We start from the raw sequence: 16,025 nt of genomic DNA on the forward strand, positions 1-16,025 counted from the left end.
AGTCAGCTGCTGCTCCCCCGCACCCCTGAATGAGGCGTGCCGGCGTGGACAATCAAGAATTGATCAAGTAAATTGACCGCGCGTGAGGGCACAGCAAACTGCTCCACCAAGTGTACTACAGGGCCGGTGCCGGATTGCACCGTTTCCGGGGGGGCCTCGCCACGCCTGGCTATCCACATAACGCGGTCGGGTGCTTCTTCAGATCAGCAGGCAACGGCAGGCTGGGTGGATGAAGACTCCGGCATTCAGGGCCGCGGTGGCTGCCGCCCTGCTCTCAGTCCTGCCCCCGGCCTTGTCCCCTCCTGCGGTGCCGGGCGGTTCCGGCCCGGCCGTGGCCCCCGGCGTTACCGCGGGCCCGGATGCTGACGGCGGTTGGTGGAGCTGGCCGCTGGAGCCCAGGCCGGCGCTCCTGCGCGCCTTTGACCCGCCGGCCCGCCCGTGGCTGAGCGGCCACCGCGGCGTGGATCTTGGGGCCGCGCACGACGGCGTCCCGGTCACCGCGCCGGCCGCCGGGACCGTAAGCTTCGCCGGCGTCGTGGTGGACCGTCCCGTCATTACCGTCGACCACGGAAACGGGTTGCGGAGCAGTTTCGAGGCGGTGCGCAGCCACCTTGCGGCGGGCGACGCCGTTGCCGAGGGGGACGTGCTGGGGTCAGTCCTGCCGGGCCACTGCACTCCGGCGCCGTGCGTCCACTGGGGCGTACGCCGCGGCGGGGAATACCTCAACCCGCTGGCGTTCGTGACTGACCTCCGGCCCTCCGTCCTGCTGCCGCCCCTCGATCCCGCTCCCGGGTGAGGGCGCCCGCTCCCAAGTGAGGGGCACCGGTGAGTGAAGATAGGGCGCCCAGGGACGGAACGACGGCGGGGGTGCCGGCCGCACGGACGGAGCGTCTTGGGGCCGGCTCCGCCGTGCGGCCGCCTCCTAGACGATCGCGGAGATTCCCGTGATCGCCCGGCCGGTGACGAGGGTGTTGATCTCGTGGGTGCCCTCGTAAGAGTAGATGGCCTCGGCATCCGAGAAGACCTTGGCCATTTCGTAGTCGGTCACAATCCCGTTTCCGCCGAGGATGCTGCGGCCCAGGGCAACACTTTCACGCATCCGAGCGGTGGTGAAGGCCTTGGCCAGGGCGGACTGCTCGTCCTTGGCCTGGCCGAGGTCCTCCAGCTGGGAGAGGCGGACCATCATTCCCATGGAGCTGACCGCATTGCCCAGGATCTGCACAAGCTGGTTCTGGACCAGCTGGAAGGAGGCGATCGGGCGGCCGAACTGGCTGCGCTCGACGGCGTAGCGGCGGGCAACGTCGAACGCGGCCAGCTGCTGGCCCACCGCCTGCCAGGCGACGGCCAGCCGGGTGACTTTCAGGACCTTGTTCGTGTCGCGGAAGCTGTTCGCGTTCGCAAGCTTGAAGAAGTCCGGCACCACAACGTTCTCGAGGGTGATGTCGGCGTTCTGCACGGTGCGCAGCGAGATCTTGTTCTCGATCTTGGTGGCCCTGTAGCCCTCGGTCTTGGTGTCCACGAGGAAACCCTTGACCTGGTTGTCGGCGACGTCCCGGGCGTAGATGACCACCCAGTCGGAGAAGGTGGCGTTGCCGATCCACCGCTTGGCGCCGTTCAGGACCCAGCTGTCGCCCTCGCGGCGGGCGGTGGTCCGCGTTCCGCCGGCGACGTCGGAGCCGCCGAGGGGTTCGGTCAGGCCGAAGGCGCCGATTTTCTTCAGCGAGTAGATGTCCGGCAGCCAGGCGTCCTGCTGCTCCTGGGACGCAAGGGCTTCGATGGAGCCGGTGAAGAGACCGTCGTGCACGCCCAGGAAGGTCGCGATGGAGGTGTCGGCCCGGGTCGCCTCGGCATGCATGATGCCGGCGAAGAGGTTGGAGTAGCCCTGCCGGCGGACCGGGCTGACCAGGTCAATCTCGGCGAGCTTGGGGATCAGGTCCATCGGGAACTCGCCGCGGTTCCAGCAGTCCACGGCGATGGGCTTGACCTCGCGGGCCAGGAACGCGCGCACCTCGGCGAGGCGGTCCTGCTCCTTGCCGCTGAGCAGCTGTTCGAAGGCGAAGAAGTCGCCATCGGCGTAAGGGAGGTTGTTGATGTCGATGTCAGCTTTGGACATGGTGTTCCTTCACGTGTGATCAGCAGCGACCAGAATGGCGCGGGCTTCGCGCCAGCGGGATGTTACTCACCAGTAACTTACCGCACCCCGGACGGACACCGCAAGTGACGCGCACCATAGGAAGTGAGAAAAACGGAAGGAGCCGTGGCCGACGTCGGACGTCAGCCACGGCTCCCGTGGGTGCGGATTTCCGGAACGGGTCCGCAGGAAAGTAGGGCTACTCGGACTTGAACCGAGGACCTTAGGATTATGAGTCCCGCGCTCTAACCAGCTGAGCTATAGCCCCGTGGGCCCGGAAACCGCCCGGCCGGGCCGGGTGGTTTCCGGGCGGAAATCACTCTAGCAATAGTAGTGGCCCGTTTCAGACCACGAGGTCGTCGTAGCTTGCCCCGCGGTAAATGTCCTCAAAAGCCTGCAGGGTGCGCTCCAGGCTGTGGCTCTCCACAATCCCGCGGCTCGCCTTGCCCATCGCCGCACGCTCATCCGCCGGAAGGGACAGCACGCGGACCATCTTGGCCGCGAGGTCGTCGCTGTCGTTCGGCGTGAACAGGTAACCGTTTTCGCCGTCGCGCACCAGATGGGGCAGCGCCATGGCGTCCGCCAGCAGCACCGGCGTGGAGGCCGACATGGCCTCCAGCGTCACCAGGGACTGCAGTTCGGCCGTGCCGGGCATGCAGAACAGATCCGCGGCGATGTAGGCGCGGCGGAGCTCAGCGTCGCTCGCCAGCCCCAGGAACTTGACCCGGTCCTCAAGGCCCAGCCGCCGGACCTGGGCCTCGAGGGCCGGCCTGACCTCGCCGCCGCCGACGATTTCCACGTGCACGTCCAGCTCTTTGGGCGTCTTGGCCACGGCGTCGATCAGCACGTCGACGTGCTTTTCCTCCGCGAGGCGGCCGGCGAACAGGACCGTGGGGCTGCTGTGGCGCTCCACTTCCTCCCCCGGCTCAAGTTCGTAGGCGGCGGAGTCGATGCCGTTGGAGAGCGGCAGCACCTGGCGCAGGAAGGCGTGCTGGTGCATGGCCTTGGCCGCCAGGGGGGTGGGAGTGGTGACCACATCGGCCTGGCCCATCACCTTGCCCATGTCCTTCCAGGAGATGCGTCCAACAATGTCCTTGAACCACTGCGGGAAGGGCAGGAAGGGGTTGAGGTTTTCCGGCATGAAGTGGTTGGTCGCCACAATCCGGACGCCCCGCCGGACGGCTTCGTACAGGACGTGCTCACCGATCATGTAATGGCTCTGGATGTGCACGACGTCCGGCTGGATCCGGTCGAACAGCAGGCTGATTTCCTTCTTGATCTCCCAGGGGAACGTGATCCGGAAGTATTCGTGCGTGGGAACTGAGTGCGACCGGATCCGGTGGACTGTGCCTTCGGCGTTGAACTCGGAGAAGCTTTTGCCTTTGTCGGCACGGCAGGCCAGGACGTGGACATCGTGGCCGCGGGCCGTCATTCCCTTGGCCAGGCGGTAGCCGAACATGGCCGCACCGTTGACGTGGGGCGGGTAGGTGTCCGCGGCAATCAGGATGGTCAGGGGGCGCTGGTTGTCAGGCATGGTCACGTGGAGAACTCCTGGTGGTCACGGTGCGGGCCGCTGGGACTGGCGCGGCCTGCCGGCCGTCGGCGCAGGCCTGACGGGCCTGCTGCTGACGTCTGGTCGCCCTAGGACACCCGTCCCGCTGCCTTCCGCGCTTCCTTCTTGCGCTTGGTGACTTCGGGGTGGTGCCTGGACAAAGCGATCACTCCCACGATAGCAAGCGAACCGGCCGCCCCCATCGCAATCGCCGTCACGGCGTGGACATCGGGGCGCAGTTCGCCGAGGATGGTGATCCCGATCGCGATGCCGACGATCGGGTCGATCACGGTCAGGCCGGCGATCACGAGGTCGGGCGGGCCGCCCGCGTAGGCGTTCTGGACAAACCACGAGCCGAGGACGCCGGCGGCCGCGATCGCTACCACCGAATACCAGGGCACGTTCAGCACGCCCAGGCCGTTCGGGTCCAGCAAGTGCTTGCCGATGATGCGGGTCAGGACGGCAACGAAGCCGAAGAGGATGCCTGCGCCGAGGATGTAGATGAACGCGCTCATCCGGTGCTTGAACACCAGGGCGAGGGTCCCGAACAGGCCGACGGCCAAGGCCAGCAGCAGCACGACGGTCAGCTCGTCGGAGGAGCTGACCTGGTGGTTTTCCTGGGTGACATTGACCGCCAGAATGACAAAGAGGGCAGAACCCGTGACGCACGCGGAAATGGCGACCACTGTGGCCCGGTTGATGCTGAGGCCCTGGTCCTTGGCATTGACGATGGTGGTGATGACGAGTGCGATCGCTCCGATTGGCTGCACCACGGTCAACGGGGCCATGACCAGGGCGACGGCGTTCATCGCCATGCCCACCGTGAGCAGCAGCAGGCCGAACACCCAGCGGGGATTGCGGAGCAGGCGCAGCAGGCCGTGGCTGCTGAGGGCGAGTCCCCCGGTGTCCGCCTTGACGGCGCTGCCCTGGCGCTGGGCTCCGATGGCGAGGCAGAACGCGCCCAGCACAGCCAGCAGGACAGCGAACCACACCATCAGCGGGTGCCGCCGTCGGCGTCGGACCCGGAACTCTTTACGCTCCTGCCCTTGCGGATGATGGCCCAGAAATAGTTGTAGCCGGCGATCCAGTGCCCCACGAGTCCGAGTCCCAGGCAGATCCAGGCGGCCACGAAGTACACCTCGGTGCCGGGGACCGGAAGCTTCGAGAGGACCAGCAGCGGAGTACCGAGCAGCAGGAGGGCCGTCCGGATCTTGCCAATCCTGCTCACGGGCAGGTCGGGGTGGCCGTGGAAGTAGTAGAGGGACAGGGCCAGCAGGATGGCGTCCGGGATGAGGAGGGCCGCGAGGTACCACCATTCAAGGACGCCGGCGATCACGAGCGTGACGGCGACGGCGATGAGCGAGAGCCGGTCCGCGATGGGGTCCATGATCCGCCCCAGGTTGGACATCTGGTTGTACCGGCGGGCGACGTAACCGTCGACCCAGTCCGTGCTGCCCATGACCGCGAGGACGAGGGCGGCGTAACCGTATTCCTGGACCCCCAGGACGAGCCAGATGAAGAGCGGGACCCCGAGGAACCGCACCACGGTCAGGATATTGGGGACGGTGAAGATCCTGTCGTGATGGATCTGGGCCTGGCCGGGCCGGGCACCGGCGCCAATGAACTTCATCCTGTCCGCCTTTCCGTGGCCGGCAACGATCGGGGGCTGCAGTTCAGCGGGCTGCCTAGCCCTTGAGGAGTCTGCGCAGCAGGAAGACCAGCAGCGCGGCGGAGGCGGTGAGGACGGCCAGGGGCTGCCAGCGCTGGCCCAGCTGGCCGGGCACTCCGCTCTTGCCCGCGGCGTCGCCTGCGGCGGACCGGAAGCCGGCGACCTTGCCGCTGAGCTGTTCCTTGCCGTCCTGCAGCTTCACCTGGGCCGCGGCCAGCAGCGCCTGGGCCTGGGTCTTGACGTCGAGTTCCTCGTTGAGCTCGTCGCGGACGCCGGTGAGGTGCGTGCGGCGCTGGTCCAGCCGGCGCCGCAGTTCCGCCTCAGTGGGCGGCGGACCCAAGTCCGGCTCGGCGGCCTGCTTGGCTTCCTTCTCGGCCTTGGCCTTGGCTGCTGCCTCTTCCTTGGCGGCCTTGGCTGCTTTGTACGCCTCGGAGTCCGGGTCCAGCACGGAAGGATCGAAGGCGGAGCCCTCCTTGGCGATGCCGAGGTCGTACTTGAGTCCGCGGATGGTGTCTTCCGGAACAAGCGGCATGGCCTTCTTGAACTTGCTGACACCTATCAGGGCACCGATCGCGGCGATCAGCAGGAAGGCGGCGGAGACCAGCAGCGCTGCGAGCCACGCAGGCATGATCGTGGCCAGGCCCATGATCGCGGCGACGATCAGGCCGATGACCAGGAACAGCACAAAGACGAGCGCGACGCCGAGGAACGCGGAGGCAATCCCGACCGCAATGCCCTTGCGCTTGAGCTCGACCTTGGCAAGGGCGATCTCGTCATTGAGCTGCCGGGGTGCAAGCTTGAAGATCAGCTTGAGTGTCTTGGGCAGCGCAGCGACGCGCAACCCCGTGCTTGTCCCGCCGGTGTGACGTCCGCTCATCGGTCCCGCCTAACTGGTTCATCCGTGATTCCGCTTCCGCGGGCTTGCCGGTCTGCGCAGCTTCACGCACACCCCGGTGTCAAAACTACCATTCAGGCTGCGGCCCGGGCGCGGCCGCGGGCTGTGGCGCGCCTCCCGCTTCAGGGCCGGTGGGCGGGGACGCCGGCCCTAGGATGGACCTCTGTGACTACACCCACCAATCCGGGCGATTCCCTGAGCCGGCGCCGCAAGCTGCTCTACATCCTGATGCTCGGCGCCCTGACCGCCCTCGGCCCCTTTACGGTGGACCTGTACCTTCCCGCTTTCCCGGCGCTGGAGGAGAGCCTAGGAGTGTCCGAGGCGGCCGTGCAGCTGACTCTGGCCGGCACCACGCTCGGCTTCGCCCTGGGCCAGCTTGTGGTGGGACCGCTCAGCGACAAGTTCGGCCGGCGGATGCCGCTGATCCTGGCGACGGCGGTGCACATCATGGCGTCCCTGGGTGCGGCCCTGTCGACAGACATCACGACGCTGGGGTTCTTCCGCGTGCTCATGGGCATCGGCGCGGCGGGCGGCGGCGTGGTGGCGATGGCGATGGTGCGTGACCTGTTCAGCGGGTACGCGATGGTGCGCATGTTCTCCCGGATGGCGCTGGTCAACGGCCTGGCTCCGATCCTGGCGCCGGTGATCGGCTCGCAACTGCTGCTGTTTATGCCGTGGCCCGGAATCTTCCTCTTTCTGGCCGCCTACGGGATGACCGTCCTCATCGCCGCGGTGTTCGTGGTGCGTGAGACGCTGCCCAGGGAACTCCGCGGGAAGTCCGGCATGACCTCCCGCCAGCGCTACGGCGTCCTGTTTGCTGACCGCATCTTCGTCGGGCTGCTGCTGGTGGGCGGCATGAACTTCGCCGGCCTCTTCACGTACCTTTCCGCGTCCCCGTTCCTCTTCCAGGACGTGTATGGCTTCACCCCGCAGCAGTACGGCCTGCTCTTCGGCGTGAATTCGCTGGGCATCGTCGCCGGCGTGCAGACCAGCTCACGGCTCATCCGCAAGGTCCCGCCGCAGTGGATCCTGGCCTGCTCCACGGCGTGGATGTTCCTGATGGCAGTGCTGATTGTGGTCTTCGACCAGCTGGGCTTCGGCCTGTGGGGGGTGATGGTGCCGCTGTGGTTCTACATCCTCGGTGCGGGCTTTACGTTCCCGTGCGTGCAGGTGCTGGCCCTGGCCAAGCACGGCGCCCAGGCCGGTACCGCAGCCTCCCTGCTCGGCGCCGCCACGTTCCTCATGGCGGGGCTCATCTCGCCTGTGGTGGGCTGGCTGGGCGTCACGTCCGCCACCCCGATGGGCGCCGTCCAGGCCGGGTGCATCTTCCTGGCTGCCGCTGCCCTGTGGCTGGTGGTCCGGCCCCGCACCGTCCCGCCCATCCAGTAGCCGGCACACACCGCTTTTCACCCGGGACCGGCCCTGTTCCCGTCCCATCGCTGGCGATAAAGTTGGAGATGTGCCCCACTGGCAGGAACATCCTCCCCTCCCGGCCACGTGGCAGCGGTGTGACACCGGAATCCTGCCTCTGTGGTGGGACCGCTTGTGCAGTCAGACCAGCCAGCAGTCGGCGGCGCTCTTCGCCGCCGGCCTGTTCACCGAGGACCGCCGGCGCCCCATCGCGCAGTGGTGCAACAAGGCCGACGATTCCGCCCTCCTGGTGGCCCCGGAGACCTCCCCCGAGTGGCCCGTGCAGCGGTTTGGCATCTTCTACGCCCCGCCCGGCGGCGGGTTTACCCAGATCCACTCCGCCCCGCACGAGTGGCATCCCCGCGAACCCCGCCAGTCCCCCACCGAGTTCGAGGCGTTCCAGGGGGCGGTGGCGGAAGCCGAGAGGTTCCTCCAAGTGGAAATGTACTTCGTCTAAGGACGTACCGGGCCGCCGTACGAGGGCACAAAAAAGGTCCCGCAGCCGGTGAAACACCGGCTGCGGGACCTGTCCGCTCCTCCTGCTGGACTTGAACCAGCAACCCTTCGATTAACAGTCGAATGCTCTGCCAATTGAGCTAAGGAGGAATGAAGCAGGTATGACATTAGCAAAGGTTTTGCCGCTTAGGAAATCGGCGCCATGCCCTCCCCCGCACCGCCCGGGAATACCCCCTCCGGGTATAAAAAAGTCCCCGTTCCGGAAACCCGGAACGGGGACTGCGCGCTCCTCCTGCTGGACTTGAACCAGCAACCCTTCGATTAACAGTCGAATGCTCTGCCAATTGAGCTAAGGAGGAATGAAGCGGGTATAAGCCTAGCAAACACCCGCCCGGGAAGTGAAATTGAAGCCGCTAGCCCTCCGCGCGGAGGGACCGCCGCTGCATCTCCAGCTGCATCAGTTCCCGGTTCAAGCGCTGGAACGCCTCCGGGTCGGACGTCGCGTCCAGCCGCTGCAGCTGCCCCATTTTCTCGGCCTTGACCCGGGTGATCTGCAGCTCGAACAGCCGCGCCAGGATGTCCCGGCAGTAGCGCAGCACGCCGTCGGCAGTGCTGGCCGGTAACGGCACCACGGCCAGTTCGGACACCAGCGGGCGCAGGGGCTCGGGAACCTCCTGCAACAGCTGTTCCACCCACCGCACCGGGTCGCCCGTGAGCGCCAGGCCGTTGGCCCGGATGGCTTCCTGGATGGCGAGGTACGCCGGGGTTGAGAACCGGGCCTCGGAGAACCGCTGCCAGGTCTCGCCTTCGAGCATTCCCGGCTGTTGCAGGGCAACCTCAAGCGCCTGCCGCTCCATGGCGGCCACGGGGTCCCGCGGGTCGGGCCGGTTGAAGGACGGCAGCACGGGCGACGGCGGCAGGGGCGCCACTCCCGGCGCGGAACCTCCGCCGGCCGGCTGCTGCGCCGACCGTTTGGCGGCGGCAGCGACGGTGCGGCTGACTTCCTCGACCGGCATGCCCAGCCAGCCGGCGAGCTCGCGGGCGTAAGCAGGGCGGATGCCGGCGTCCCGGATTTGGGCCACCACGGGCGCGGATTCGCGCAGCGCAGCGATCCTGCCCTCGACGGTGTCCAGGTTGTGCCGTTTCAGGGCGGCACGGATGGCGAATTCAAACAGCGGGCGGCGGGTGCCGATCAGGTCCCGGACGGCGGCGTCGCCCTTCGACTGGCGCAGCTCGCAGGGGTCGGCCCCGCCGGGCTCCACGGCCACGTAGGTCTGGGCGACGAAGCGCTGGTCCTCCTCGAAGGCCCGCAGGGCGGCCTTCTGGCCGGCCGCGTCGCCGTCGAACGTGAAGATGACTTCCCCGCCGCTGCCGTCGTCAGAGAGCAGCCGGCGGGCGATTTTGATGTGCTCGGTGCCGAACGCGGTTCCGCAGGTGGCGACGGCAGTCGGGATCCCGGCGAGATGGCAGGCCATCACGTCGGTGTAGCCCTCGACGACCACCAACTGGCGGTCCTTGGCGATGTTCCGTTTGGCCAGGTCGATCCCGTAGAGGACCTGCGACTTCTTGTAGAGCGCGGTCTCGGGGGTATTGAGGTACTTGGGGCCCTGGTCGTCCTCGTAGAGTTTGCGGGCGCCGAAGCCAATGGTGTCCCCCGCAATGTCCCGGATGGGCCAGATCAGCCGGCCGCGGAACCGGTCGTAGATTCCCCGGCCACCTTCCGAAAACATGCCCGTCAGCTTCAACTCAGGATCCGTGTAGCCGCGGCCGCGGAGGTGCTTGAGCAGCGAGTCCCAGCCCTGCGGGGCATAGCCGACGCCGAACTGGTCCGCCGCGGCGCGGTCGAAGCCGCGGGCATGCAGGAAGTTCCGCCCCTCGGTGGCGCCGGGGGTCAGCAGCTGGGCCCGGAAGAACTCGTCTGCAATCTTGTGCGCATCGAGCAGCCGCTGCCGCCGCCCCACCTCTTCACGGTTCGGGCCGGAGCCACCGTCCTCGTAACGGAGTTCGTAACCGATCCGGGCGGCGAGTTTCTCCACGGCCTCATGGAACGTGGTGTGGTCCAGTTTCTGCACGAACGAGATGACGTCGCCGTCCTCGCCGCAGCCGAAGCAGTGGTACCTGCCCACCTGGGGGCGGACGGTGAACGAGGGCGAACGCTCGTCGTGGAAGGGGCACAGACCCTTGAAGGAGCCCAGCCCGGCACCCTTGAGGGTGACGTAGCCGTCGACTACTTCCTTGATGTCCGTCCGCTGGCGTACTTCGTCAATGTCTTCGCGTTTGATCAGGCCGGCCACAATGTCATCCTAGTCCCCGGGTACGACGCCGACGGCCCGGTCATGGCGTCCGTCACCACAGCGACGGCAGGCTGCCCACGAGCCGCTCGTACATGGCCAGCGCCGATCCGTCGGTCAGCGAAGCGACCTGGTCGATCACAACGCGCAGCCGCGCGCCGTCGTCGGCTGCGTCCTGCCAGTCGGCAGCGAACATGGGCTCCAGGTGCCGGTCCCCGGTGGCGTTCAGGGCCGTGACGAGGGCGTGCAGGACCTCCCGCTGGCGTTCGTAGATGGGCTGCCGGTGTTCGGTGGTCATCACGAAGGTGGTGGCCAGGCCCTTCATCACCGCGATCTCCAGCACGGTCTCCTCCGGAACAATCAGTTCCGCGTTGTAGCGGGTCAGGTTCTCCGGGCCGTAGACGGCGCGGGTGGACGCCAGCGCGCTCTGGCAGAACCGGCCGATCAGCTGGCTGGTCATGTCCTTGAGCGCCGCCATGGACTTCCGGCTGCCGTCGGCCTCGCGCACCCACACGGTGGTGGCCTCCAGCCGGGCGAGGGCGGCATCAATCGCGGCGGGGTCGTTGTGCGGCAGGTACCACTGCTTGGCGTAGCCCACCACGCGGGCGCGGTGGTCCGGGTTGTCCATCCAGCGCAGCTGGAAGTGCCCGGCGACAATCGCGTCCTCTACGTCGTGCACGGAGTACGAGATGTCGTCGGCCAGGTCCATGACCTGTGCCTCAAGGCAGGAGCGGTGCGCGGGGGCGTCCTCGCGGATCCAGTCGAAGATGGGAAGGTCGTCCTCGTAGGCGCCGAACTTGCTGGTCCGTTGGCCGTGGATGACGGGGGCGTTCTCGGCGGACCACGGGTACTTCGCGGCGGCGTCCAGGCTGGCACGGGTCAGGTTCAGCCCGGCGGGACGCCCGTCCGCGGCGAGCACCTTGGGCTCCAGCCGGGTCAGCAGGCGCAGCGTCTGGGCGTTGCCTTCGAAGCCGCCGATCGCGTGGGCGACCTCGTTCAGCGCCGATTCGCCGTTGTGGCCAAAAGGCGGGTGGCCCAGGTCGTGGCTGAGGCAGGCGGTGTCCACAACATCCGGGTCGCAGCCCAGGGCGCGCCCCAGCTCGCGGCCCACCTGGGCCACCTCAAGGCTGTGGGTGAGGCGGGTGCGGACGAAGTCGTCGGTGTCCGGGGCCACGACCTGGGTCTTGGCTCCCAGCCTGCGCAGCGCCGAGGAGTGCAGCACCCTGGCGCGGTCGCGTTCGAAGTCGGAGCGGTATGTGGACTTGGGCGGCTCCTCCACCCAGCGGGCGGCGTCGCGGGCCACGTAGCCGTCCAGCACGGGAGCGGAAGTTCTGGTTTCAGCCACCGGACACGTCCAGTTCGGCGTGGCAGATCTCGCGCGACTGCTCGGCGTCCAGGGTGCGGTCCAGCAGCCAGTCCTTGGGCAGGGCGGGTTTCTTGGGCGAGCCCGCACGGCCCCGGGGACCTTCCGCGTCCACTCCGGGGTACGGCGATTCGAGGTCCAGCTGGTCCAGCGTTCCGCGGAGCACCTCAAGGCTGGTCACCATCGCCAGCTTGGTCCGCAGCTCGCTGCCGACCACGTAACCCTTGAAGTACCAGGCCATGTGCTTGCGGATTTCCCGCAGTGCCTTCCCTTCGTCGCCGCCGAACGTTTCCACCATCAGCTGGGCGTGGCGGTACACCCCTTCCGCCACCTGCCCGAGGCTCGGCTTGTGGCGTTCGTCGCTGCCTTCGAAAGCAGCCATCAGGTCACCGAACAGCCAGGGCCGGCCCTGGCAGCCGCGGCCCACCACCACACCGTCGACGCCGGTCTCGCGGACCATGCGGACGGCGTCCTCGGCGGACCAGATGTCTCCGTTGCCGAGCACCGGGATGTCCGGCAGCGCTTCACGCAGCCGTGCGATCGCGGACCAGTCGGCCTGGCCGGAGTAGAACTGCGCGGCGGTGCGTCCGTGGAGCGCGACGGCGGCGACGCCGGAATCGCGGGCGATCCGGCCGGCGTCAAGGTAGGTGAGGTGGTCCTCGTCAATGCCCTTGCGCATCTTGATGGTCAGCGGGATGTTGCCCTTGGAGGCTTCCTTCACCGCGGTCTGCACGATCGAGGTGAACAGGTCGGTCTTCCACGGCAGGGCCGACCCCCCGCCCCGCCGGGTGACCTTGGGCACCGGGCACCCGAAGTTCAGGTCGATGTGGTCTGCGCGGTCTTCCTCGACCAGCATGCGCACAGCCTGTCCGACGGTGACGGGGTCCACGCCGTAGAGCTGGACAGACCGGACTTTCTCGTCGTCGTCGTGCGAAATGATGCGCAGCGATTCCGGCGTGCGTTCGACGAGGGCACGGGAGGTGACCATCTCAGCGACGTACAGGCCGCCGCCGTATTCACGGCACAGCCTGCGGAACGCAGAGTTGGTGATGCCCGCCATGGGAGCCAGGATCACGGGGGTGTCCACCGTGAGGGGACCCAGCTTCAGGGGCGGGAGTTCCAGCTTGGGGGCGGGAGGGGTAGCTACAACAGTCACCCGTTTATTGTCTCAAAGCCGGGCAAATCGGCCGGATGCGCGCCGGCTATGTGGAAAATCCGGCGTCAGTCCCGCGCCGCGGCACGGCGCCCGCGGCGCCCGGCCGGCACGGGTTCGGGCTCAGGGTCATAGGCATCGAACCCGGAGTCGAACCCGTCGTCGGCGCCCTCCCGCTGCCGGCCGCCGTCGTCCTCTGCAGAACGGGCCGCTGCAGAACGGGCCGGGCCGGCGGCGGGTTGGAGGACGGCGCTCCGGTCCCCGCCCGCCGCGCTGCCGCGGGCTTTGATTCCGGTCGCCTTCACCACGAGGACCGCGATCAGGGTGGTGACCGGGATGGCCAGGACCAGGCCCACCGAACCCACGAGGGTGCGGATCACTTCCTCGGACAGCTCGGCGCTGGTGAGGGCGTCCCCGAGCGGCCGTTCGTAGAGCATCACGAGGATCAGCACGGGCAGTGCCGCGCCGGCGTACGCGAACGCGATGGTGTACACGGTGGAGGCGATGTGGTCCCGCCCGATCCGCATGGCGGAGGCAAACAGCTGGCGGGCGGATGTTTCCGGGGCCAGTTCCCAGAGTTCCCACACGGCCGAGGACTGGGTGATGGTGACGTCGTTGAGGACGCCCAGCCCGGAGATGATGAGCCCGCACAGGATGATGCCGGAGATGGAGATGTTGTCCGAAATGTTGGCGAGGCTTGCCGAGTCGTGGCTGCCGACGCCGGCGAGGTTGGCGGCGTCGGTGGCCCAGGCAGCCAGGAGCGCCGTGATCGCCAGGCCGAACATGGTACCCAGCAGCGCCGTCGACGTCCGGGCGGAGAAGCCGTGGGCGAAGTAGAGCACCCCGATCATGATCACTGTGGACCCCACAAGCGCCAGCAGCAGCGGCGGCTTGCCTTCCACCAGCCCCGGCAGCATAAAGGAGACCAGCACGAAGTAGGCGCCGACCAGCCCGATCAAGGCGCGCAGTCCGCGCCAGCGGGCGACGGCGATCACCACGACGGCGTAGAGGACGGCCAGGAAGATGATGGGCAGGGTCCGGACGAAGTCGACGAACACGTAGGCGGGGGTGCCCTGGGCTTCGGCGCCCTGGACCTTGGAGAGGTTCAGGTAGCGGATGTTGTCGCCGGGCTTCACACCATGGGATTTGGCGACGTCGGGGTTGATCACCACTTTGACGGGGTTGCCCCCCTTGTCCGGGTCTGTGAACGCGAAGGTGCACTCGGACCCGGGCTGCGGCGCGGCTCCCGCCTCTGCCCCGCCCTCTTGGAGGGCGTCCATGCAGGGGCCGGTGACCACACGCTGGATCTTGCCGGTATCGAACGTGACGCCCGGCGCTGCCGCATAGGGACTGGCGAGGGTGATCCCCTCCTTGCTGCCTGAGGGCCACAGCAGGGCCATCGCCACGAGGGTCAGCAGCGTCAGGGGGATCAGAATGGCGGCCAGGATGAGGTTGGCTTTCTTCCGTGCGGCGAGCGCCCGGGGCGTCAGATCCGCGTGCCCCGAAGGGGTATGTGAATGTCCGGTGCCCATCAGCAGTTCAACCTCATGCCGAAGACTTTACTGGGTCCTGCGGTGCCGTTCCGACTCGTGGCGTGCCGGGGAACCCCGGCTAATGCCGCGCCGGGAAGCCCCGCAGGGAAGCCCAGACAGGCTACACCGGCATGATGTTCTGGTTGACGTGGAAGAGGTTCTGCGGATCGTAGGTGGCTTTGACCTCCCGCAGGCGGTTGTAGTTCGGCCCGTAGTTTTCCGCGATCCGGGGCAGATCGTCGTTGTCCATGAAATTGATGTACCCGCCGGGAGCCGAATAGGGCCGCAGGGCGGCCGCGTAGTCCCGCACCCAGGCGATGTTTGCCTCGTTTTCCGCGGGGTCCAGCCACTGGGCCGCGATCACCGGGGAGAACCGGACGTTCCTGTTGGCGAACGCCGTGTCCGTGGCGCCCACCCGCTGGACAGCGCCGTCGATGGGATAGATGTGGACCGCGGTCTGCACGCTGGGGACCCTGCTGCCGTGCTCGATGTGCGCAGCGATGGCGCCGTCGTTGAGTTCCGCCAGGAAATCCGCTTTCCAGTAGGCTTGCATGCCCGGGGGCTGGAGCGGGTCGAAGGCAGAGTTCAGCGCGGGGTACGGCATCGGCCCCACCATGGATCCGGCCGCTGGCGCGGCGTCCAGGAAGGGCTGCCAGCGTGCCGGACCCTCCGCCGGGTCGCCGGTCCACATCCCGACGACGACGCATACCGGCTTGCCGTGCCACTCTTCCGGCAGGAACGGCACCGGCGGGCCCTGGTGGAAGCCCAGGAACGCGCCAAACTCCTCCGGGGCGGAGGCCATGTAGTCCCGGTAGAACGTGGCCACCGCCTGCGCGTGCGCGATGGGGTAAATGATGATGCCGGCGTGGACCATGTCCACGGGGTGCAGCCGGTACTCGAACGAGGTCACAACGCCGAAGTTCCCGCCGCCACCGCGCAGCGCCCAGAACAAATCCGGGTGCTGGCCTTCGCTGGCGGTCAGGAACTTTCCGTCGGCCGTGACGACATCGGCCGAGAGGAGGTTGTCGCAGCTGAGCCCGTACTTGCGGCTCAGGTAGCCGATGCCGCCCCCGAGGGTCAGGCCGGCAATGCCGGTCGAGCCGACAATGCCGCCGGGGGTTGCCAGCCCAAAGGCGTGGGTGGCGTGGTTGAAGTCGGCCCAGGTGGCCCCAGCCTCTGCACGCGCCGTGGCCGCTTCGGGATCGATCCGGACCCCCGTGGTCTGGGAGAAGTCGATGACCAGCGCGTCGTCCCAGGTGCCAAACCCCGGGGCACTGTGCCCTCCCCCGCGGACCGCCAGATCCAGGGAGTTGTCCCGGGCGAAGTTAACGCAGGAGATCACATCAGCCACCTGGGATACCTGCACCACCGCGGCCGGCCGCTTGTCGATCATGCCGTTGAAGACCGCACGCGCCGCATCGTAGCCGGCGTCTGAAGGCGTGATGACAGGCCCGCGGACTTGCTCGCGCAGGCTGTCCAAAGATGTTCCGTTCATTTTCTTTACCGTCGATTTCGTCGTGAGTTCCGACCCGGACGGTGAATTGTGCTCCCAGCCGGCGAGACGTCCGGAGGT

General features: G+C 67.6%; 13 protein-coding genes and 3 tRNA genes. 3 read left to right on the top strand and 13 right to left on the bottom strand.

The genetic code is table 11. The annotated features are described in order from the left end of the window. Window positions 1–229 precede the first annotated feature (229 nt). Window positions 230–796, top strand: a complete 567-nt coding sequence (locus tag ACTWQD_RS10035; protein WP_443195991.1) for a M23 family metallopeptidase — start codon at window positions 230–232, stop codon at window positions 794–796. A gap of 126 nt (window positions 797–922) precedes the next feature. On the opposite strand, the gene ACTWQD_RS10040 is transcribed toward ACTWQD_RS10035, so the two are convergent. The 6 genes from ACTWQD_RS10040 to ACTWQD_RS10065 all read right to left on the bottom strand — a co-directional run bounded on the left by ACTWQD_RS10040 (window position 923) and on the right by ACTWQD_RS10065 (window position 6,229). Then, window positions 923–2,113 (bottom strand): acyl-CoA dehydrogenase family protein, encoded by a 1,191-nt coding sequence (locus ACTWQD_RS10040; protein ID WP_443195992.1) that lies wholly within the window; start codon window positions 2,111–2,113, stop codon window positions 923–925. 212 nt (window positions 2,114–2,325) lie between these two features. After that, window positions 2,326–2,399 (bottom strand) — tRNA-Ile (locus tag ACTWQD_RS10045). 75 nt (window positions 2,400–2,474) lie between these two features. Beyond that, on the bottom strand, window positions 2,475–3,671 hold the full coding sequence (locus ACTWQD_RS10050) for a glycosyltransferase (RefSeq protein WP_443195993.1): 1,197 nt from the start codon (window positions 3,669–3,671) through the stop codon (window positions 2,475–2,477). Window positions 3,672–3,772: 101 nt separating this feature from the next. Continuing rightward, a complete protein-coding gene (locus tag ACTWQD_RS10055; RefSeq protein ID WP_443195994.1) occupies window positions 3,773–4,678 on the bottom strand; it encodes a DMT family transporter in 906 nt (301 codons plus the stop codon). Further along, window positions 4,678–5,313, bottom strand: coding sequence for a CDP-alcohol phosphatidyltransferase family protein (locus ACTWQD_RS10060; protein WP_443195995.1), 636 nt, complete (start codon window positions 5,311–5,313; stop codon window positions 4,678–4,680). The genes ACTWQD_RS10055 and ACTWQD_RS10060 overlap by 1 nt, the downstream gene beginning before the upstream one ends. A 55-nt stretch (window positions 5,314–5,368) precedes the next feature. Further along, a complete protein-coding gene (locus ACTWQD_RS10065; protein ID WP_443195996.1) occupies window positions 5,369–6,229 on the bottom strand; it encodes a phage holin family protein in 861 nt (286 codons plus the stop codon). A gap of 183 nt (window positions 6,230–6,412) precedes the next feature. On the opposite strand from ACTWQD_RS10065, the gene ACTWQD_RS10070 reads away from it, so the two are divergent. Continuing rightward, window positions 6,413–7,636: a multidrug effflux MFS transporter gene (locus tag ACTWQD_RS10070; RefSeq protein ID WP_443195997.1), complete on the top strand. Its 1,224-nt coding sequence runs from the start codon at window positions 6,413–6,415 to the stop codon at window positions 7,634–7,636. 70 nt (window positions 7,637–7,706) lie between these two features. Then, window positions 7,707–8,114, top strand: a complete 408-nt coding sequence (locus ACTWQD_RS10075) for a hypothetical protein (protein ID WP_066434619.1) — start codon at window positions 7,707–7,709, stop codon at window positions 8,112–8,114. 76 nt (window positions 8,115–8,190) lie between these two features. Here ACTWQD_RS10075 and ACTWQD_RS10080 read toward each other — a convergent pair. The 7 genes from ACTWQD_RS10080 to ACTWQD_RS10110 form a co-directional block, all read right to left on the bottom strand. Further along, a tRNA-Asn gene (locus ACTWQD_RS10080) sits at window positions 8,191–8,263 on the bottom strand. 136 nt (window positions 8,264–8,399) lie between these two features. Then, window positions 8,400–8,472, bottom strand: a tRNA-Asn gene (locus ACTWQD_RS10085). Between the two features lie 54 nt (window positions 8,473–8,526). Then, on the bottom strand, window positions 8,527–10,407 hold the full coding sequence (dnaG, locus tag ACTWQD_RS10090; protein WP_443195998.1) for a DNA primase: 1,881 nt from the start codon (window positions 10,405–10,407) through the stop codon (window positions 8,527–8,529). Between the two features lie 52 nt (window positions 10,408–10,459). Further along, window positions 10,460–11,749: a deoxyguanosinetriphosphate triphosphohydrolase gene (locus ACTWQD_RS10095; RefSeq protein WP_443195999.1), complete on the bottom strand. Its 1,290-nt coding sequence runs from the start codon at window positions 11,747–11,749 to the stop codon at window positions 10,460–10,462. After that, complete coding sequence (gene dusB / locus ACTWQD_RS10100) at window positions 11,742–12,923, bottom strand: tRNA dihydrouridine synthase DusB (RefSeq protein ID WP_443196000.1); 1,182 nt, start codon at window positions 12,921–12,923, stop codon at window positions 11,742–11,744. The genes ACTWQD_RS10095 and dusB overlap by 8 nt, the downstream gene beginning before the upstream one ends. Before the next feature lie 65 nt (window positions 12,924–12,988). Next, window positions 12,989–14,452, bottom strand: a complete 1,464-nt coding sequence (locus ACTWQD_RS10105) for a YibE/F family protein (protein ID WP_443196001.1) — start codon at window positions 14,450–14,452, stop codon at window positions 12,989–12,991. 121 nt (window positions 14,453–14,573) lie between these two features. After that, the gene (locus ACTWQD_RS10110) at window positions 14,574–15,947 is read right to left on the bottom strand and encodes an FAD-binding oxidoreductase (RefSeq protein WP_443196002.1); all 1,374 of its coding nucleotides are present in this window, start codon (window positions 15,945–15,947) and stop codon (window positions 14,574–14,576) included. Window positions 15,948–16,025 lie beyond the last annotated feature (78 nt).

Origin of the sequence: Pseudarthrobacter sp. 1C304 (assembly GCF_052245515.1) — a bacterium.
GTDB lineage: Bacteria > Actinomycetota > Actinomycetes > Actinomycetales > Micrococcaceae > Arthrobacter.